The organism is Rothia koreensis, assembly GCF_004136575.1.
In the GTDB taxonomy this organism is placed as follows: Bacteria; Actinomycetota; Actinomycetes; order Actinomycetales; family Micrococcaceae; genus Rothia; species Rothia koreensis.
In genome coordinates this window covers 433,091-452,571 of sequence record NZ_NOIQ01000001.1, presented here as the reverse complement: position 1 = coordinate 452,571, position 19,481 = coordinate 433,091, and the positions used below count along the sequence as shown (strand labels likewise).

The 19,481-nt window shown below is 63.9% G+C and carries 15 protein-coding genes and 3 tRNA genes; 12 read left to right on the top strand and 6 right to left on the bottom strand.

The genetic code is table 11. The features are described from left to right. Positions 1–90: 90 nt before the first annotated feature. Positions 91–603, bottom strand: a complete 513-nt coding sequence (gene ilvN, locus EWU68_RS02085) for an acetolactate synthase small subunit (RefSeq protein WP_129314198.1) — start codon at positions 601–603, stop codon at positions 91–93. A gap of 2 nt (positions 604–605) precedes the next feature. Beyond that, on the bottom strand, positions 606–2,423 hold the full coding sequence (locus EWU68_RS02080) for an acetolactate synthase large subunit (protein ID WP_129314197.1): 1,818 nt from the start codon (positions 2,421–2,423) through the stop codon (positions 606–608). Between the two features lie 426 nt (positions 2,424–2,849). Here EWU68_RS02080 and EWU68_RS02075 point away from each other — a divergent pair, with 426 nt between their 5' ends. The 3 genes from EWU68_RS02075 (at position 2,850) to EWU68_RS02065 (ending at position 3,595) form a co-directional block, all read left to right on the top strand. Next, entirely contained in the window at positions 2,850–3,305 is a 456-nt protein-coding gene (locus EWU68_RS02075; RefSeq protein ID WP_129314196.1) for a hypothetical protein, read from the top strand. Between the two features lie 112 nt (positions 3,306–3,417). Then, positions 3,418–3,489, top strand: a tRNA-Lys gene (locus EWU68_RS02070). Positions 3,490–3,523: 34 nt separating this feature from the next. Then, positions 3,524–3,595, top strand: a tRNA-Lys gene (locus EWU68_RS02065). Positions 3,596–3,817: 222 nt separating this feature from the next. Here the strand turns inward: EWU68_RS02065 and EWU68_RS02060 are convergent. Continuing rightward, on the bottom strand, positions 3,818–4,369 hold the full coding sequence (locus EWU68_RS02060; protein WP_238692255.1) for a MarR family winged helix-turn-helix transcriptional regulator: 552 nt from the start codon (positions 4,367–4,369) through the stop codon (positions 3,818–3,820). Between the two features lie 155 nt (positions 4,370–4,524). On the opposite strand from EWU68_RS02060, the gene bcp reads away from it, so the two are divergent. From bcp to EWU68_RS02020, 8 genes are all read left to right on the top strand, one after another. Further along, complete coding sequence (bcp, locus tag EWU68_RS02055; protein WP_129314195.1) at positions 4,525–5,004, top strand: thioredoxin-dependent thiol peroxidase; 480 nt, start codon at positions 4,525–4,527, stop codon at positions 5,002–5,004. A gap of 99 nt (positions 5,005–5,103) precedes the next feature. Then, positions 5,104–5,186 (top strand) — tRNA-Leu (locus tag EWU68_RS02050). A gap of 111 nt (positions 5,187–5,297) precedes the next feature. Continuing rightward, a complete protein-coding gene (locus EWU68_RS02045; protein WP_129314194.1) occupies positions 5,298–6,920 on the top strand; it encodes an ABC transporter substrate-binding protein in 1,623 nt (540 codons plus the stop codon). 172 nt (positions 6,921–7,092) lie between these two features. Beyond that, positions 7,093–8,580, top strand: coding sequence for a malate:quinone oxidoreductase (locus tag EWU68_RS02040; protein ID WP_202976678.1), 1,488 nt, complete (start codon positions 7,093–7,095; stop codon positions 8,578–8,580). Between the two features lie 362 nt (positions 8,581–8,942). Further along, positions 8,943–9,896, top strand: a complete 954-nt coding sequence (locus tag EWU68_RS02035; RefSeq protein ID WP_238692254.1) for a YihY/virulence factor BrkB family protein — start codon at positions 8,943–8,945, stop codon at positions 9,894–9,896. Positions 9,897–9,900: 4 nt separating this feature from the next. After that, a complete protein-coding gene (locus EWU68_RS02030; protein WP_129314191.1) occupies positions 9,901–10,740 on the top strand; it encodes an alpha/beta fold hydrolase in 840 nt (279 codons plus the stop codon). A gap of 120 nt (positions 10,741–10,860) precedes the next feature. Then, the gene (locus tag EWU68_RS02025; protein ID WP_129314190.1) at positions 10,861–11,961 is read left to right on the top strand and encodes an S-(hydroxymethyl)mycothiol dehydrogenase; all 1,101 of its coding nucleotides are present in this window, start codon (positions 10,861–10,863) and stop codon (positions 11,959–11,961) included. Between the two features lie 2 nt (positions 11,962–11,963). Continuing rightward, positions 11,964–12,617 (top strand): MBL fold metallo-hydrolase, encoded by a 654-nt coding sequence (locus tag EWU68_RS02020; protein ID WP_129314189.1) that lies wholly within the window; start codon positions 11,964–11,966, stop codon positions 12,615–12,617. A 28-nt stretch (positions 12,618–12,645) separates the two neighbouring features. On the opposite strand, the gene EWU68_RS02015 is transcribed toward EWU68_RS02020, so the two are convergent. Genes EWU68_RS02015 through EWU68_RS02005 form a run of 3 tightly spaced genes read right to left on the bottom strand, consistent with a single transcriptional unit; the run spans position 12,646 to position 18,286 of the window. Further along, positions 12,646–14,031 (bottom strand): MFS transporter, encoded by a 1,386-nt coding sequence (locus tag EWU68_RS02015; RefSeq protein WP_129314188.1) that lies wholly within the window; start codon positions 14,029–14,031, stop codon positions 12,646–12,648. After that, positions 14,028–17,123: an AAA family ATPase gene (locus EWU68_RS02010; RefSeq protein WP_129314187.1), complete on the bottom strand. Its 3,096-nt coding sequence runs from the start codon at positions 17,121–17,123 to the stop codon at positions 14,028–14,030. The genes EWU68_RS02015 and EWU68_RS02010 overlap by 4 nt, the downstream gene beginning before the upstream one ends. Continuing rightward, positions 17,120–18,286, bottom strand: coding sequence for an exonuclease SbcCD subunit D (locus tag EWU68_RS02005; protein WP_129314186.1), 1,167 nt, complete (start codon positions 18,284–18,286; stop codon positions 17,120–17,122). The genes EWU68_RS02010 and EWU68_RS02005 overlap by 4 nt, the downstream gene beginning before the upstream one ends. Before the next feature lie 79 nt (positions 18,287–18,365). Here EWU68_RS02005 and EWU68_RS02000 point away from each other — a divergent pair, with 79 nt between their 5' ends. Beyond that, the gene (locus tag EWU68_RS02000) at positions 18,366–19,463 is read left to right on the top strand and encodes an ADP-ribosylglycohydrolase family protein (RefSeq protein WP_129314185.1); all 1,098 of its coding nucleotides are present in this window, start codon (positions 18,366–18,368) and stop codon (positions 19,461–19,463) included. The last annotated feature ends 18 nt before the right edge of the window (positions 19,464–19,481 follow it).

The following is a 19,481-nucleotide window of genomic DNA, read 5'->3' as shown; positions in this document are numbered from 1 at the left end:
TAGCTTCCCGGCCCACGATGCCCCGGATTCTGCCGGCGCATGACAGGTTTGTGAACGCCTCGCACGAAATGGCTTCACGTGCGAAGTGGATTACTGATGGCGCAGAGCCCTCTCGCTCATCGAGCGCACACCGCGCCCGATGCCAAGGGTCCCGGCACGCACGATCTCGCGTATGCCGAAGGGCTCCAGAATTTCCAGGAAGGCCCGGAGCTTCTCCGGGGCTCCCGTGGCCTCGATGACGACGGACTCGGTGGAGACGTCGACGATCGATGCCCGGAACAGGTCCGCGGCCTGGGTGACCTGGATGCGAGTCGCCGCATCCGCACGGACCTTGACCATGATGTGGTCGCGCTGCACCGAGGTTTCCGATGGCAGTTCAACGATTTTCAGAACATGGATCAACTTGTTGAGTTGCTTGGTGACCTGCTCGAGCAGGCCCCCTTCCGCGTCGACCACCACGGTGATCCGGGATATGCCCGGAACCTCGGTGGCGCCCACGGCCAGGGAGTCAATATTGAATTGGCGACGTGCGAACAGACCCGAGACTCTCGCGAGAACGCCGGGTGTGTCCTCGACCAGGACGGACAGCGTGTGACGAGACATGGTTATTCCTCTCCGTCCCAATCAGGTGACGTGTCTTTGGCAATCTGGATCGCATCGTTGGAGACGCCGGCCGGAACCATCGGCCACACCATGGCATCGGGGCTCACAGTGAAGTCGATGAGAACCGGTCGATCGTTGATCTCCAGGGCCTTCCGAATGGTTTCGTCGACCTCGTCGTCATTCGTGCAGCGGAAGGCCGCGCAACCGTAGGCTTCCGCCAACTTGACGAAATCGGGAATTCGGCGGGAATCGTGACCCGTATCCAGGTGGGTGTTCGAGTACCGGCCGTCGTAGAACAGCGTCTGCCACTGCCGGACCATGCCCAGCGAGGAGTTGTTGATCACGGCCACCTTGATCGGGATGTCATTCAGAACGCACGTGGCCAACTCCTGATTCGTCATCTGGAAGCAACCGTCGCCGTCGATCGCCCAGACGACCCTGTCCGGGTTGCCGACCTTCGCCCCCATCGCGGCCGGAACGCAGTAACCCATCGTTCCGAGCCCAGCAGAGTTGAGCCACTGGTGCGGGCGCTCGTACCCAATGAATTGGGCGGACCACATCTGGTGCTGTCCGACGCCGGAAACGTAGACCGCCTCGGGCCCCGTCAGCTCTCCGATGCGCTGAATCACGTGCTGGGGCGAGCCGAGGCCGTCCTCGGTCGGGACGTAACCCAGCGGATACTCGTCCTTGATCCGGTTCAGGATGGCCCACCAACCACTCAGATCCGCGGGTCCGTTCTCTCGTTGCAGTTCACTCACCGCATCGATGAGCTCGGGGATCACTGCTTTGAGATCCCCGACGATCGGCACGTCGGCAACCCGGATCTTCGAGATCTCTGCCGGGTCGACGTCCACGTGGACGACCTTCGCGTGGGGAGCGAACGATTCGACGTGTCCGGTGACTCGGTCGTCGAACCGCGCGCCCAGGGCGACGATCAGATCCGCCTTCTGCATCGAGGTGACCGCGGGGACGGACCCGTGCATACCCGGCATGCCCAAATGATGGGGATCGGAATCGGGGAATGCACCCCTGGCCGTCAAGGTCGTGACCACTGGGGCGTCGGTCGTGCGGACCAGCCCCGCCAATTCTTCGCTCGCGTGGGCACGGAGCGTGCCGCCCCCGACGTAGAGAACCGGCTGTTCGGCCGCGGCCAGCAGCTTGGCGGCCTCCTTGACTTGTTTGTTGTGCCCGCGGACCACCGGCCGGTACCCACGCAGCTGCATGTCCACGGGCCATTCGAAGGTCATGAGCCCCTGTTGGGCGTCCTTGGTGATATCCACGAGAACGGGTCCGGGCCGACCGGTCGCGGCGATGTGGAACGCCTCCGCGATGATTCGGGGGATGTCCTCGGGCGAGGTCGCCATGAAGGAGTGCTTGGTCACCGGCATGGTCATGCCGACGATGTCAGCCTCTTGGAACGCGTCCGTGCCCAAGACCTTGGACCCCACCTGCCCGGTGATGGCCACCATCGGCACGGAGTCCATATTCGCGTCGGCCAGCGCAGTAATGAGGTTCGTGGCTCCAGGCCCGCTCGTCGCGATGCACACGCCGACCTTGCCGGTCACCAGGGCATACCCCTCGGCCGCATGGCCCGCACCCTGCTCGTGGCGCACGAGAATGTGGTTGATGCTCTCCGAATCAAGGAGTGGATCGTAGGTCGGCAGGATGGCGCCGCCGGGAAGGCCGAAGACATCGGTGACTCCGAGCTTCTCCAAAGTACGAATGACCGCTTCGGACCCAGTAATTCTTGGGGCGCTGCTCTGCGACCCGGAAGTCGAGGCGGCAACCGTGGCCGGCGTCGCCGACTTTTCGTTGCTCATGTGATCGTCCTTTTGTTCCTGCTGTGTTCTGCGGTGCGGCGGGTCCTGTGGGTCCGCCATGAGCCAGTCCTGATCCGGTGGAATCCGACCTGACACGAAAAAACCCCTCAACCTGAGTCTCGGTGAGGGGTCTGCGCGGTACGAAATATCTGGTTCTAGGCCAGCCCAGCCGCGCGACCCGCAATAATGAGCGAGACGCGTACGCCGGTAAGAACCAGAGCTTCGTGATGTGCCATGGATTCATGATCGACGTCCCCGCCTGAGGGGGTCAAAAATGTATCAGAATATGAAATCTGCGCCACACGCCCACGGCGGTCGACCCGAACGACCTCTGCTCCCGTTACATGATGTCCTCTCGTTGCAATCGATCAACAAGTTGTTCGACACCCATTCGATTACGAGCCTGACCTGGATAGACTTTGAAATATGTCCTCCGAACCGGAAACCTCGCCGACCCTGGCAGAACGTCTGCACACCGTTTTCGACAGCCAGGTCATGAACTACGGTGCGTACAACCTGGTCTACGCGACCGGATGTGCGACCTACGCGAGCCAGCCCTCGGACGGGGAGCATCATGGGGTGGCCCAACGCCACTTCATCGTGGGCTACCGCCGGTACCCTTCGGAGATCATCGTGGCCCCGTTCGACCCGGCGGCCCTCGCGTCCTTGGGGCTCCCCAACGCGATCGACAACACCAACCTGATCGAGGCCTCGAGCTCGGGGCAGGGTCGGTTGCGCCTCGAGACCACGTCACGGACCGCGTTCGACCTCAAGGTCTTGCCCCTGGTCGAAATCGAGACCGCCTACGGCGCCGAAGTGCTCGAACAGGAAGCAGATTCTGAAGATTTCCTGAGCTACGTCCGCGAGCTGGTTTCGGTCTGACGTTCGCTTGATCACAGCGGGCGATTCGACTTGCACGGGTCCTGGGCTCTGCGTATAGTTTCTTTTCGTTGCCGACGCGCTGGGACACTGGGTTCCAGCCGCGAAAAGGTATGCGCCTCTAGCTCAATGGCAGAGCAATTGACTCTTAATCAATGGGTTCCGGGTTCGAGTCCCGGGGGGCGCACGGAAGTCTTCACTTCTCGCCCCTTCTGCGGCATGCGCCTCTAGCTCAATGGCAGAGCAATTGACTCTTAATCAATGGGTTCCGGGTTCGAGTCCCGGGGGGCGCACGATGGATAACCCGGTTCGGCAACGAACCGGGTTTTTTCGTGTGCTTCAGTTCTTTCCCACGGGCGCTGCTCGCTCTCAACCCCTGCGGCAGGATTCATGCACGTGGCCAGAGATTCGGGGATGAACGAGCCGTCGTCGGGGCCTGGTCCGGTGGCCTGGACGCAGCGCGTGCCCACGAGACACCGGATGGGGCAGACGGGCCGACCGCCGGCCCGACGTCGTCAGTCCTCCGCGCTCTCGGGGGTTCCCTCGCTCGACTCCCCCGCCGGGCGCTGGGATGCGACGCCCTCAGCAACCCATCGAGCCTCTTGCGGGAGGCTCTCCATGGTGTCCCGGACGATCTTGAGCGGCATCGTGTCCGTGTTCGACAGGTCTCTGATGACCTGCTCGAGTGCTTCTCGGAGCTCGCCGTGTTCCAGCACCCCCGTGCCTGCGAGCTCTTCCTCGACTTCGGTGGCCTCGGCCAGGGCGCGCTTCCCTTTGTCGGTGATGACCATCAAGTAACTACGACGGTCCTGAGTGCTGCGCTGCCGTGCGATATGCCCGTGCACTTCGAGGCGCGTCAGGGTCTTGCCCATGGTCTGCGCTTGGACGCCGACCTTGTGGGCCACCTGGGCCTGGGTGAGGCTGCCCTCTCGGTAAATGACGTCGAGGGCCATGACACCGGCGTGCGTGAGTCCGAGAGACTGCAACTGTCGGTTCCAATTGTGTTCCAGCATCCTTGCTGCGGTGGACATCAGGCGACTGATGGACCATTCCTGGAAGTGAGGCATGGCTGAAATTATAAGCACCACGCGGAACCCGGGCACTGAGCCGACGGCCGATATTACGCTCGTACAATAGCCAACAGCACAAACAATCAGGCCACGTGGTGTTCCAGCACCGACAACGCTGGGGCGCCGTGGCCGTCACGACCGGAGGTTCTTGCATGACCGATTCCACTCGACTGTCGCCGGGAAACCCTGCCCCGGACTTCACCCTCGAGGACGCCCAGGGCAAGCAGGTCTCACTCGCCGACTACGCCGGCTCGACGGTCATTGTCTACTTCTACCCCAAGGCGTCGACCCCCGGGTGCACCACCGAGGCCTGCGATTTCCGGGACAATCTCGACTCGTTGGAGTCTCTGGGATACCGGGTCCTGGGAATCTCGCCCGACAAACCGGGGGCGCTGCAGAAATTCGTGGACAACCAGTCCCTGACCTTCCCGTTGCTCTCGGATCCCTCCCACGAGGTCGCCGAAGCCTACGGGGCCTGGGGCGAGAAGAAGAACTACGGAAAGGTCTCGGTCGGCCTGATTCGATCGACGTTCGTGATCGACGGCTCCGGCACGATCCAGCTCGCCCAATACAACGTCAGGGCCAAGGGGCATGTGGCCAAGTTGCGGCGAGATCTCGGCATCGACGCCTGACGGTCGACGCCGTTCCGCCGGCCCCGTGCCCGCGGCCCCACCGCGCCGAACCGCTTCGCGCCCTCATGTAGACTGTGGACTCGCCGAAGTGAGCGGCATGCGCGAGTGGTGGAATAGGCAGACACGCAGGATTTAGGTTCCTGTGCCGGGGAGGCGTGCGGGTTCAAGTCCCGCCTCGCGCACCGACAGCCGGCCCCTTGGTGGGCGTCGGCCCCGTGCGCCCGGTTCGGCCGGCCGTACGTCCCCGCATCCCGGGGCGAATCCAAGATGGCACCCTTCATGAGGAGTGAGACGTGAGAACCACCCGGCGCGGATTCCTGACCGGTTCTCTGGGAGTCGCTGCCGTGGCCCTGGCCGGTTGCGGCAACTCGTCGGGGCCGTCTCCGTCGTCCAGCGGCTCGGCCAGTCCGGCCGGACCGTCATTCGTTTTCGGCAACGCGGCCGCCGCACCGACCTTGGATCCGTCGCTGACCTCAAACCTCGAGACCTCGCGCATTGCGGCCCAAATTCTCGAGCCTCTGGTCAAAGCCGATCAGGACACGGGCAAGCCGGTCCCAGGACTGGCCACGGATTGGTCGGTCTCCGACGACGGCCTCACCTACACCTTCACGTTGCGGAAGAACGTCTCGTTCCACGACGGTACGGATCTCACGGCCGACGTCGTGTGCGAGAACTTCCGCCGTTGGTCCGAGAACACCCAGACCGAACAGGTGAATCAGACCGCGTACCAAACCATCTTTCGGTCGACCAAGGCCGATGGCTCGTCCAGGGAGTCGATCTATCGGTCATGCACCGCCGTCGACGACCACACCGTCCGACTGGCCATTTCCACGCCGTACCCGTCCGTGATCAAGGCCCTGACGCAACCTGCCTTCGGTATTGGATCTCCCCGGGCCTTCAAGGACCACGGCGAATACGTTTCCCACCCGGTCGGTACGGGTCCCTTCGAACTGAAGGACTGGGACGGGCGGACCGCGACCCTGACCCGCTTCCCTGACTACTGGGGCGAGGCCGCGCACCTCGGGAAACTGACGTTCGTGACGGTGACCAGTACCCAGAAGCGGTACTACGAGATCCTCGAGGGCGGCGTTGACGCCTACGACCAGATCGGCATCGACGACTTCGTGAATCTCGCGCGCCGCGGATACCAGATCCAGCAGCGCGACCCGTACTCGGTGGCCTACGTGAGCATGAATCAGCAAGCCGGCCCCTTGTCAGACATCAAAGTCCGGCGTGCGGCGGCCCACGCGATCACGCGCTCCCCCATCGCTGACAAGTACTATCCCGATGGAACGAAGGTCGCCAACGACTTCGTCCCGGAATTGTTCAAGGTCAGCGGCTCCGACACGCAATCCGCGTATCGGCAGGACCAGAGCCTCGCCAAGAAGCTCCTCGAAGAGTCGGAGTACGACGGCAAGGAACTCCAGTTCTACTATCCGACCGACGTGTCCCTGGCCTACGTCCAGAGCCCGGAGGCGGTTTTCGCCCAGATCGCGGGAGATCTCACATCGGTCGGTTTCAACATCAAGCCCGTCCCGATTCGGTGGACGGACGACTACTTGAGCAAGATCAATCAGGCCAATTCGGACCGGGCCTTCGCCCTGACCGGCTACATGGGTGCGTACAGGGATCCCGACGACTTCCTGTCGCCCCTGTTCCGCCAGGAGAACCCCCAGTTCGGGTTCTCCGATCCGGACCTGTTCGACCAGGTGCAGAAGGCTTCCTCGATGTCCGACGGCGGGGAACGGAACGAGCTGTACAAGAAGATCAACAAGTCCGTGGCAGAAGCGATGCCCGCAATCCCGTTGGCATTCCCCATCTCTGCGGTGGCCCTCAACTCGCGGGTCGTCTCGTATCCGCTCACCGCCACGGGCGTGGCCGATTTCTCCAAAATCGAAGTACACGAGGAGAAATGATCCACCTCGGCCCGCATCATTGAAGGATGCTACGCGCCCGTTCGACCGGCGCGATTCGGAAGGGCTAACCTGAGAAGTGAATGCGTCCTTTGCAACCGGTCAGGACGCGGCCCGCCCCGGCGTACCTCGGCGGGAACCAAACCGCGCGCCGACGCGGAAACCAGCACAGGAGATATCCACAGTGACTCAGACTCACACGACCGACGTCGTCCTCGTGGGCGGCGGAATCATGAGCGCGACCCTTGGCGTTCTGCTCAAGGAGCTCGAACCGAATTGGGACATCACCCTGTTCGAGCGCCTGGATCGAGTCGGCGCTGAGAGTTCCAACGCGTGGAACAATGCCGGTACGGGCCACTCCGCGCTGTGTGAGCTCAATTACGCTCCGATGGGGTCGGACGGCACCGTGAACCCGGCCAAGGCGCTCAACATCAACGAGCAGTTCCAGACCAGCCGTCAGTTCTGGTCCACCCTGGTCGAGGAGGGAAAGATTGCGAATCCTTCCTTCATCAATTCGGTACCACATATGTCGTTGGTATTCGGAAAGGACCACAGCGAATACCTGAAAACTCGCTACCAGTCCCTGAGCGCCCAGAAGCTCTTCGAGAAAATGGAGTTCTCCCAGGATCCGGAGAAGATCGCAGAGTGGGCCCCCTTGACCATGGAGGGGCGCGATCCGAAGGAGACGGTCGCGGCAAACTACTCGCGCGAGGGTACTGACGTCAACTTCGGCAACCTGGCCCTCCAGTTCACCCATCACCTCGAGGAACAGGGGGCCGACGTTCGGTTCGGCCACGAGGTCCAGGACCTCCGTCAGGAATCCGATGGCTCCTGGAGCCTTCGCGTGACGAACCGGCTCAACGCCGAGGATGATCTCCTGGTACGCGCGAAGTTCGTGTTCCTCGGTGCCGGTGGCGGTGCGCTGCCCCTGCTGCAGAAGTCCGGCATACCGGAGGGCAAGGGATTCGGCGGATTCCCCGTCTCGGGTCTGTTCCTGCGCAACTCCCACGAAGAGACGGCCTCGCGACACAACGCCAAGGTCTACGGCCAGGCTTCCGTGGGTGCGCCGCCGATGTCCGTGCCTCACCTCGATACCCGATGGGTCGACGGCAAACGCTCCTTGTTGTTCGGCCCTTACGCGGGTTTCAAGACGAACTTCCTGAAGCAGGGGTCCTTGCTGGACCTCTTCAAGTCCGTCAAGCCCGACAACATCTACCCGATGGCACGCGCCGGCCTGGACAATCTCGGCCTGGTCAAGTACCTGCTGACAGAGCTGACCAAAACCCGTCAGGCGAAAATCGACGCCCTGCGGGAGTACTACCCCGAGGCCGCCGGAGGCGAATGGGACCTCATCGAGGCCGGACAACGCGTCCAGGTCATGCGCAAGGATGCCAAGAAGGGCGGCGTCCTGCAGTTCGGCACGGAACTCATCACCAAGGGCGACGGCTCGATCGCGGCACTACTGGGGGCATCTCCCGGCGCGTCGACGGCGGTCCCGATCATGCTGAACCTCGTCAAGAAGTGCTTCCCTGATCGGTTCGACGCGTGGTCGCCCCGCATCAAGGAGCTCGTCCCGGCGTACGGTCACAGGCTCAATGACGAACCCGATCTCGCGGACGAAATCATGGCCCACACGGCGAAGGTTCTTGGAATCCGGAACTGACGGACCCGTCCGCCACCGATACGCATCGTGCCCGCCGTCACCCGTTGACGGCGGGCACGATGCGTTCTCTGCCCGGGTACCCGCCAGCCGAGGCCATCCCACAAGAATTGAGCAACATTCTCCCCAACCAGCCGGGGTTCGGCTTGTTTTCGGGTACGTTGTAGAAAGGCAATATCCCTTGCCTGCACACTGCACCGCGCGATGAGGTCGTGCCCCTAGAAACCACAGGATCGTTATTCATGGATCTTTCGGAACAGACAATTCACAAATCGGAACACGCCCCGAAAGCGGCTCATCGGGACAAAGCGAAGAATTTGTCCCAGATCTGCAAACCCGGGTGGGGATACGTGTTCAAGAGGTCAGTGAATTCGTTCACCGCCGATGGCGGGACCGACCTCGCCGCCTCGCTGACGTATTTCGCGGTGCTGTCCCTGTTCCCGGGTCTGCTGGCCGTCGTCTCACTGCTCGGCGTGTTCGGCGAGGGAGACACCACCACGACAGCGATTCTCGACTTCATCCGGCCTTATGCGCCTGAAGAACTGATGGCACTGATCAAGGAACCCATCACGCAACTGACCAGCTCCACGGGAGCCGGCGTGATCGCCCTGATCACCGGTGTCGTCGGTGCCCTCTGGACCGCGTCCGGCTACGTCGGCGGATTCGGCCGTGCCCTGAACAAGATCTACGGCGTCGTCGAGGGACGGCCGATCTGGAAATTGCGGCCGATCAATCTGGTCGTCACCTTTTTCATGGTCGTGATCGTGGTGATCATGATGCTGGTTCTCCTTCTGTCCGGGAGCATTCTTCACGCCGCGGGCGACTGGATCGGCCTCGGCGACACGGCCGTGGAGGTCTGGAGCTGGGCCAGGTGGATCGTCATGCTGATCCTTGCCGTGGCCTTCATCGCCCTCCTCTACTACGCGACCCCGAACGTCAAGCAGCCGAAGCTCCAGTGGTTGAGCCCGGGTGCCGCATTCTCACTCGTCGCTATGGCCATCGCGGGCGCGGCCTTCGGCTTCTACGTATCGAATTTCGGAAGCTACAACGCGACCTACGGGACCATCGGCGGCGTGATCGTGATGCTGCTGTTCATCTGGATCATGAACAACGTCCTCCTCTTCGGCGCCGTGCTGGACTCCGAATTGGAACGGGCCCGTGAACTCGAGGCCGGAATCCGCGCCGAGGAACACCTTCAGCTTCCTCCCCGCGACACGCGGCAGGCGCACAAACTGGTGGAATCCCGCCAGAAGTTCGTGGACGAAGGGCGCAGACTGAGGCTCCAGAACGATCGCCTGGACTACTCCGACCAGGGCTGATCCCGTGCCCGATCTTCGATGGACCCGCGTCTCCGGCGAACACGCCGAGGGCGCGGGTTCGGTGCCTCTGGTCCTCGTCCACGGTTTCGCGACCACGGTCACGCAGTGTTGGTTGGCCACCGGCTGGCTCCGGCGTCTCGGGCCCCAGAGAACCCTCGTATTCCTCCACCTTCCCTGGCACGACGACGCCTCGGCCGCAGCTCGCATTCGCGCCCACTACGGACAGAGATCGGTCACCGAAGGCGTCCTCGGTCTCGAAGACTCCTCGGACCACGCCCTGACCTCCCTCGACGTCCTGGATGCGATGTCGGAGGCGATTCGCCGGTCTCTCGGCCACGAGGCGAACGCTTCCCTGGACTCTGACCACGGCGTCGTCGACCTGTTCGGTTACTCGCTGGGAGCACGGCTCGCCTGGGATCTCGCCTGCCAGGAGGACCGATTGATTCGGCGACTGGTTCTGGGAGGCCTGCCGGCTCACGATGAATTGTCCGAATTCGCCCACGGTGTACGCACAGGTTCGCTCCGGAACGATCCCACCATGTCTCCCGCCGCGCGAGAGGTCCTCGAGTTCGTCGATTCCTCGGAGCTCGATCGAGGCGGCCTCCTGACGTGCGCCGACCGGCTGTCCGTCCCCAAATTCGGACCGTCCGCAGAACATGCTCCGACTCAGCCCACGCTGGTCGTCACCGGCAGCGAGGACAACGTGGCCCAGGACTCCCCCGACCTGGTCGATTACCTCGGTCCGGACGCCGTCTACCGTGAGCTCCCCGGTCGCACACACGTCAACGCTCTCACCTCCGGCGCGTTCGCACGCGCGGTCACCGCCCACCTTGACGAGGATTAAGCCGAGAAGAGATCGACGCGGCGTCTCCCCGATCCGTTGTGATTGACTGATGTCGAAGCGGTTCCGAAGGACGTCCTTCGACGCCGCCCAGACCACACATTGATCTCCAAGGAGGCTCTCATGCAGAAGGTCAAGGCCGTCATCTCGCGGGAGAAGGACGCGCCGGTCGAAGTCACGACCATCAACGTTCCCGATCCCGGCCCCGGCGAAGCGCTCGTCAAGATTCTGACGTGCGGCGTCTGCCAAACCGACCTCCATTACAAGCGTGGCGGAGTCGGAGACAACTTTCCTTATCTGTTGGGCCACGAGGCCTCCGGCGTGGTCGAGGCGGTGGGCGACGGCGTGTCCGACGTCGAGCCCGGTGACCACGTGATCCTCAATTGGCGCGCCGTCTGCGGCGAATGCCGGGCGTGCAAGAAGGGCCAACCGCAATACTGCTTCGACACTCACAATGCCGAGCAGAAGATGACCCTCGAGGACGGCACCGAGCTCGAGGCAGCCCTCGGTATCGGCGCCTTTGCGGAAAAGACCTTGGTGGCCGCCGGTCAGTGCACCAAGATCGAGGGAGACCTGGACACCGACCAGTATGCCGCCGTGGGACTCCTCGGGTGCGGCATCACCGCCGGAATCGGCGCCGCCATCAACACGGGCCAAGTCGCGCGCGGGGAGTCGGTCGCTGTCATCGGGTGCGGAGGCGTCGGCACCGCCGCCGTTGCGGGCGCTGCCCTGGCGGGGGCCACGAAGATCATCGCCGTCGACATCGACGACGACAAGCTCGCCACCGCCCAGTCGCTGGGAGCCACGCACACGGTCAATTCCTCGTCGCGGGATGCGGTCGAGGCCATTCGGGAGCTGACCGGGGGCTATGGAGCCGACCTGGTCATCGATGCGGTCGGAATCGCGAAGACCTTCGAACAGGCCTTCCAGGCCCGCGATCTCGCCGGCCGCGTGGTACTCGTCGGTGTTCCCGACCCGGGTACTACCCTGCAGATGCCGTTGGACGAGGTGTTCTCGCGGGGAGGTTCGATCAAGTCCGCGTGGTACGGCGACACCCTTCCGTCCCGTGATTTCCCCATGCTCGTTGACCAGTACCTCCTCGGACGGTTGGACCTTGATGCGTTCGTGTCCGAGAAGATCGGACTCGGGGACATCGAACCGGCCTTCGAGAAGATGACGCAGGGCAAGGTCCTGCGCTCGGTCGTTGAAGTGGCGGAGGCGTAACCATGGCACAGAGCACCATCGAACATCGCGAGACGAGCGGGACGTTCAGTCTCGACGGCGGTACGTGGGATGTGGACAACAACGTCTGGGTCGTTGGGGACGACCAGGGTTGTGTCGTCATCGATCCGGCACACGATCTCGACGTGGTGGCCGACGCCGTGGGTTCGCGGACCGTGGAGAAGATTCTCCTGACTCACGCGCACGACGACCACGCGGGCCTCGCGGTGGAGGCGGCAGGCCGCTTCGGCGCCCCGATTTTCCTGCACCCTGACGAACAACCGCTGTGGAAGTTGACTCATAGCGAACCTGCTCCGTCATTCCACAGGCTGACCGATGGGTTCCAGCTCCCTGTGGGGGACGCTACGCTCACCGTGATTCATACTCCGGGGCATTCACCGGGGTCGGTCTGCTTTTATTCGCAAGACCTCGAATGGAACGGGGCGTCTCCCGTTGTGTTCTCGGGCGATACCCTGTTCCAGGGCGGCCCCGGGGCCACCGGTCGGTCGTACAGCGATTTTCCGACCATCATCGCGTCGATCACCGATCGGTTGCTCGTGTTGCCGAAGGACACCGTGGTGCTGACGGGTCATGGCGATTCGACCACGATCGGGGCGGAGGCCCCGCATCGGCAGGAGTGGATCGACCGCGGAGAGTGATCACGCGTCCGGCATCTCGGCGGCGGCATCAGGGCTGAGCACTGTGCTTGCCGCCGAGAATGCTGGACTCGAAGTATCGGCGCCAGAGGTAGCCGTACGTATGACCCAGGATGAGGTATGCAGTCGCACTGAGCACCGGCAACAACAGCGCGGTGTTGTATCCCTGGGAATCCCCGAGGACGGCACCCCAGACCAGCCCGAGGGCGGTCCCGCTGAGGAGCGCGGCGAATGTCGAGGCCATGACGACATCGAGGGTGCCGTTGGGCGTGACCGCGGTCGCGACGGAGTCGGTCACAATGAGGGCAATGCCCACCACGAATCCCAAGAAGACGAGCGCCAGTGCCATGGTCGGGATGGATCCTGGCATCGAAGCGGGCAGGGACACCAGCGTCAGAGCGCAGGCCCAGAACAGCCAAGCACCCCACGTCGAGGTCCGGACCTGCAGAAGATTCGCCGTGATCGCCGCGACCAGGGAACTGAGACCGAGCACCGCGTAGAGCAGCCCCACGCCTTCGACCGAATCAAAATTCTGGCTCAGGCTCACGAGGGACGACTGCATCGAGCCCAGAAGCAGGCCCAGCGTTCCCATTCCGACCACGGGAAACCACATCAGTTTGCGCCGCGCCGCGTTGTCCCGCTGTTTTTCCGGGCTCGGCGGTTCGGGCTTGGGCAGCGGTGCCGCACTGTGCCTCAGCCTGGTCAGGGCGAAGGCCGACACCGAAACGAGGTTGATGGCACCGACCAGCAGCAGGGTCGAGTGCGCGTGCCAGAGCAGGGAGGCCACGCCCGTCACCGCGGCTCCCAGCGCGATCGCGACGACGTCGGCCACCGACTCGAACGCCAGGGAAGAGCTCAGGAGCGACCGGTCGGCGAGGCGGTGCGATTCGTCGGCCCAACGGATCCGCGCCAGGGCCGCCACGGGAGCCGAGGTTGCTCCAGTCACGATGCACGCCGAGAGCAAACCGGTCACGCTTCCGCCCGACGGCTTCTGCAGCTCCACGGATTCGCTGATGAGCCACAATATGGCCGCGATGTTCGAAAGAACGCAGAACATGAGGACGAGACGCTGGCCGATTTTCTCGGCTATGGCACCGTAGATGGGCACGATGACCGCCATGCTCAGCGCCATGGCGCCCGCAGCGAATCCCCCGAGCAGGATCTCGTCCGTCCACGAAACGATCATGATGAGGGTTCCGAGCGGAAGCATGGCTACCGGCAATCGTGCAATGACCGAAATCGCCAAGTATCCCAGCCCGGCCAGCCCGGTGAGGATCCGCAACCGGTCCATGGTGCTCTCGGTGGGCCGTTTGTTGCCGCTCTCCTGGCCGTCGTCGCTGAAGCGATCGTTCGCAGACCGGCGCTCGTCACGCTCGGGAAGCTGGGGCTGCGGCCCGGTCACTGGCGGCATACTCATGTTGACTTCGACTCCAATGAGGACCCGCTCGGGGACCTGGTGATTCTCACGTGCTCGGGGATTCTGGTTTTCATGTCGGCGACGTGGCTGACGAGACCAATAACCCGGCCATTCTCGCGCAAGCCGTCGATGGCGTCCATGACGTCCTCGAGAGTGTCCTCGTCGAGGGATCCAAAACCTTCGTCGACAAAGAGTGTATCCACTTCAATGCCTCCGGCACGGGCTTGGACCACGTCCGCCAGGCCCAGGGCCAGGCACAATGACGCCATGAACGTCTCTCCCCCCGACAACGACGACGTCGACCGGGTTTCGGAGGTCCAGGAGTCGAATATCTCCAACCCCAGGCCCGACTTCTTGTTCCTTCCCGCCGTGGCATCGGAATGTCTCAGGCTGTACCGGCCATTGGTCATGTTCTTCAGCCTGACGGTCGCGGCCTCGGCGATGTCTTCGAGCTGCGCGGCAAGCACGAAAGTGGTCAAGGACATCCTCTGCAGATTTTCCCCACCGAGGCCCGAGGCCACATCCGCCAAGTCCTTGAGCATCTGCGCGGTATCCGAGGCCTGGTGGACCTCCGCTTGCAGATTCCGGTCGCCGGACCGGATCCGTTCCACCGTGGACAGGCCCTCACGGAACGTTGTTTCCCTGGCCAACTCCTCCTCATAGATCTTTCTGGCTTCCTCGGCGGCCCTCCGGGTCCGTTCCGCATCCTCGGGATCCGGCCTGGATTCTCCTGCATCGATGCGTTCCAGCATGGCCTCGTGCCACGCGGCTTTCCAGGCCTCGTCGATGCGGGCCCGCTCCTCCTCGAAAACCCGCAGCCTCTCGCGCATTGCCGCGAGCTCTTGCGGGGGAAGCCAGTGCCGTTCTGCCTCGTCTGCATCGTCGAAGACGCTCTCGGCCACCTCTCGGTCGAGATCCGTTTCCGCGGCACGCTCGTTTTCTCTCAGACCCTGCACGTGGCCTCGCAGGCGGTCGGCCGCGGAACGGTGCTCACGAAGTTTGTCGATTCGCGCCGTGATCCTGCCCAGCTCTTCTCGGCCCGGCACACCGTCGAGGGCGGACGAGAGGTTGGCCCGCCGGTCCCGAAGCTCCTGGATCGTGGAGTCGAGCCCACTGATCTCCACTCTGAGTTCTTGGGACCGTGATTCGGCGTCGCGAATTTCCTGCCACAAGTCGTCCAGACGGCCTTCGATATCCGCACACCGTTGTTTCTGATCGTGAACTTCTCGGTGCCGTTCTCGAGCCTCGCGCGCGGCGTCTTCGGCCTCAGAGAGACGAGGTCGTGCACCTTGGGACTCCAGCTCCTCGAGCGCGCGTCTGAGCTCGGCACACCGAGCGAACGTTTCCTTCGCGAGCGCGTCGCTTCTGTCCCTCTCTCGGGCGGATCGTTCGAGGTCCTCCTCAGAGACCATGTGGTCACGACCCGGTGTTTCGGCACGGGCGGGGTCGGGGTGCTCGGTGGACCCGCACACGGGGCACGGTTGCTCGGCTTCGAGATCGTCCGCAAGAACCATGACGGCCTGCCGGAATCGCCTGCTCATCAGGTCGTCGTAGTGTCCGGAAGCCTCCTTGCGGCGTGATTCTGCCCGCTCGGCCTCCTGCGTTGCCTTCCCCAAGTCCTCTCGGGTTCCCTGGGCACGGCGTGTCAGCTCGAGCACTCGGGAGGTCTCTGCCTCGGCCGCGGCAGCTTCCGGCAGTTCGGAGATCGCCTCGGAGAGTTCGTCGCGCTCGTGAACCATTCTCTCGCGTGTCCGCCCGAGCTCTTTCTCTCGTTCGACCACGCGAAGAAGTTGCGCTTCCGCGTCGGTTTTCCTTCGGACCGGCTCCAGCAATGCCCTCTCGAGTTCTTCGGCGTCCCGGATCCTGCGCAGCAGTTCCCCCACGGTTTCACGACGCCGCTCGAGCAGCGCGTCGTATTCTTCGCCCTCGGCCTGATCGGCCGAGGACCAGTAGGCACGCTCGACGTCGCGCTCTGATTCCGATTCCGCCACCGCTGCAACCGGCTCCTCGGTCAGCGTGCGAGCACGAGCCAGAAGGTCCGCGAGTTGCTTCTTCTTGTCGGCCACTTGCTGCCGTGTCTGTCGAAGTCGCTCCAGCGCTTCATGGACCGGAGTCGCTGCGGCCGCGCGTTCGGCCGTGTGCTTGTCCCTGGCAGTCCGTTGTTCGGCGTCCTGCACGGCGGTTCTGCGCGCCACGAGCCGATCGTGTTCCCGCCATTCCCCGATTCCTCTTTCCACAGCATCAGCGTGCCGACCGGCTGTGCTGGATTGCTCGGCCGCGTGCTCACGGGCCGTCGCGGCCTGTGACCGGGCACGCTCCAGGCGATCCACCGCGGATTGCATGTCGACGAACACCGTGCCATCGGCCTGGTCGGGTTGGGACCCTTCGGCCAACGAGAGGCGTTCGAGCAGCGCCGCAACCTCCTCATGGCCCCGCCGGACTTCGGCCGACAAGTCGCGGAATCGCTGAGCTGCGGCATCGGAGCGTTGCTTCAGGACATCCCGGACATCGGCGTAGAGGTCCACGGGGAAAAGGCGTCTCAGGAGTTTCTCGCGCTCATCCGATGATGCCGAGAGGAAGCGGGCGAATTGCCCCTGGGGAAGCATCACGACCTGCGCAAACTGCTCCCTGGTCAGGCCGAATGCTTCCGCGACGATCCTGCCGGCCTCGTCGTTGCGTACCGAGAGGACTTCCCAGTCAGCGTCGGAGGCTGCGACGGCGTCCTCCGCGAGGCAGCGATACAGAGCTACCTGGGGATGTTCCGTGACCCAGCCGCTCTTGGCCCTGGTGGAGGGGCGGGCCCATTCGGGTGTTCGACGGATTCGGTAGCGGTGGCCTCCCACGGTCAGCTCGAGGTCCACGTACGGTTCGGTCCCGGGCTTCGCGAAATCGGAGTAGAGGCTCTTCGTGTTCTCCGGGCGCGTGGTCGAGCCGTAGAGGGCAAAGCATATGGCGTCGAAGACGGTCGACTTGCCGGCCCCGGTCGGGCCGCTGAGCAGGAAGAGCCCGGCCTCGTTCAAGGCGTCGAAATCGACGCGTTCCTTCGACGGGAACGGTCCGAACGCGCACAGTTCCAAGTGATGCAGCCTCATGCGTGCCCCTCTTCCCCGCTCGGTGAGTCCATGTCACCTGCGGCCCGAAGCCTTTCCGCTTCGGCAACCGCCGAGGTGATTTCTTCGTGTTCCCTCGTATCGAGTTCTCGACCCCTGACCTGTTCGTAGAAGGCCGCGCACGCTTCCGCCGGAGACTGGGCTCTGGCCATTCGTGAGGCGTACGTGTCCCGTTCGGTCGCCTCGAGGCCAGAGAACTTGAGTTCGAGGGTTTCGGGAAATCGGTCGCGCAATCGCTCCATCGGGTGGGCCGGCCGGCGTCGGTCGGTCAGGGTGACCTGGCACAGGCAGTTTTCGGCCCAGGCGACATCCTCCGAGGACAAGAGATCTTCGAGCTCCCCGGAGATGCACGCCAAGTCGACCGCCTTGGTCCATTCTCCCGCCTCGATCTGCAATGTCTCCGCAGAGGTATCCAGCAGCCAATATCCCTTCCGGTGGTTGGCCTCCGAGAAGGAGAACGGCAAGGGGGAACCGCTGTACCGGACCGTGTCCCGTATGGCCTGTCTCCCGTGCAGGTGGCCCAGCGCGGCGTAGTCGAACCCATCGAAGATGTCCGCGGAGACGACGCCGAGGTTGCCGGTATCGAGGATCCGTTCGGAATCCGTGCCCTCCGCCCCGCTCGCGAAACAGTGGGCCACGATCACGGCGGTGTGGTGTGGCTGACGCAGCCTGTCGTCGCGTGCCCGCTCGACGGCGGCGGACAGCACCTCGTGATGCGTCGGGCCGGTTCCCAGAACGGCCGCTGACGAGCGCGGATCCAGATAGGGGATCCCGTACACCAGCGTGCCGTCGGCCAGGCGCACGGGGCGATCGATGTCCTCAATACGCGTCCTGAAGTGAACGCCGGCAGTCTCGAGAAGGTTCGACGCAAAACCCAGACGAGCCGCGGAATCGTGGTTCCCGCTGGTCAGCACGACCTCGACGTCGAGATCCCGAAGGCGGGTCAGAAGCCGCGAGAACTGGTCGATGACATCGGTCCTGGGTGAGGCCTGGTCGTAGATGTCCCCCGCCATGATGACGGCGCCGACCTCCTGCGCCTCGCACACGGCGACCAGTTCGCGCGCCCACGCCTCTTGTTCCCGGAACAGAGAGCGACCGTGGAAGGACCTGCCCAGGTGAAGGTCCGAGGTATGAAGGATTCTCATACGCTCAACCTATCCCGCCCGACCGACAAGTTAAGACAGCCCGAGGGACGGCCCCCAGGCGCCGACTAGAATAATCCCCATGCCCGAAACAACCAGCCTTCCGGCCCTGCCGTCGCCCGCCAGCACCGAGTACCGGAACATGGTCCACCGAGTACTGGAAGCCGCGACCGGTACCGACCCCGCCCTGGCGGTGGGCACGATCGCGACCGTGGAGGGCATGAGCGACATCGTCGAGTGGGCGTGCAGGGGCCAGTCCGCCGACGAAACGGCGTCGATCTGGCTGCAGAACTTTCGATGGGCACGTGTCATTGGACTCACGGTGGAGCCATCGGCTCCGCTCCCGCCCCGGGCTGATTGGGAGACGACGGCCGGTCAGGACCTCTCGGGGTGCGATGTGGAATTGGCCCATCTCGATCCGACGACGGCACAGGCCCTGGGGCGGGCTGACATGCAATATCCCGCACGTCACGATTTTCCGGATGCCGTCTCGCCGGCGTTCATTCCTCGGCTCACTCCATTGGCGCTGTACCCGCAGGATTCGACTCCGCACCTGGGACAGTTGGTCGCCAATGTCACGAGCCTGACCCACGGGTCGCCCGAGGCCCTTGCCTGCGGGGTTGCCTGGGTCTTTCTCGTGAGGACGTGTCTCGCCTCGTCCGCCGCTGATTCATCTGAGGACGCCGCCCGGCCCACCACGCCGACGTCGAGAATCGGACGAGCCCTGGCCGACGTTGCCGCAGTCCTGCCCGACGACGACGCCGAACGTGCCCCGGCCCCGCGCGGGCTCCGGCAACAATATGCGGCGACGGGGAGCTCCGACCGAGGCTTCGGCGCCCTGTTCGCCGAGGCTCCGGAGACCACGGCCGCCGTGAAGAGTCTGGCTCGGAACCCTTCGGCGGAAGACCCCCGCCGAACCGAATGTGTTTCGGTCCTGGTCCACGCCGTCAGGTCCGCGATGGAGGCTGAGGCGCCCGTCGAATCAGGAACCGTCGCGGGGTGCCTCACGCGGGTGCTCAGGGAGGCCGCTCGTTCGGTGGACCGAGGGCACGGCCTGCGTTCCCTGGGCCAGGCAGGTTCCCCCAGTCTCGGTTCGGTCGTGCCGCGTGCCGTGGATGCCGGCGTCGAGCGGTGGACATCCGCCGTGCGTACCTGGGATGACCTTCTACCGCGACCCTGAGATCGTCAGCGCCCGGGC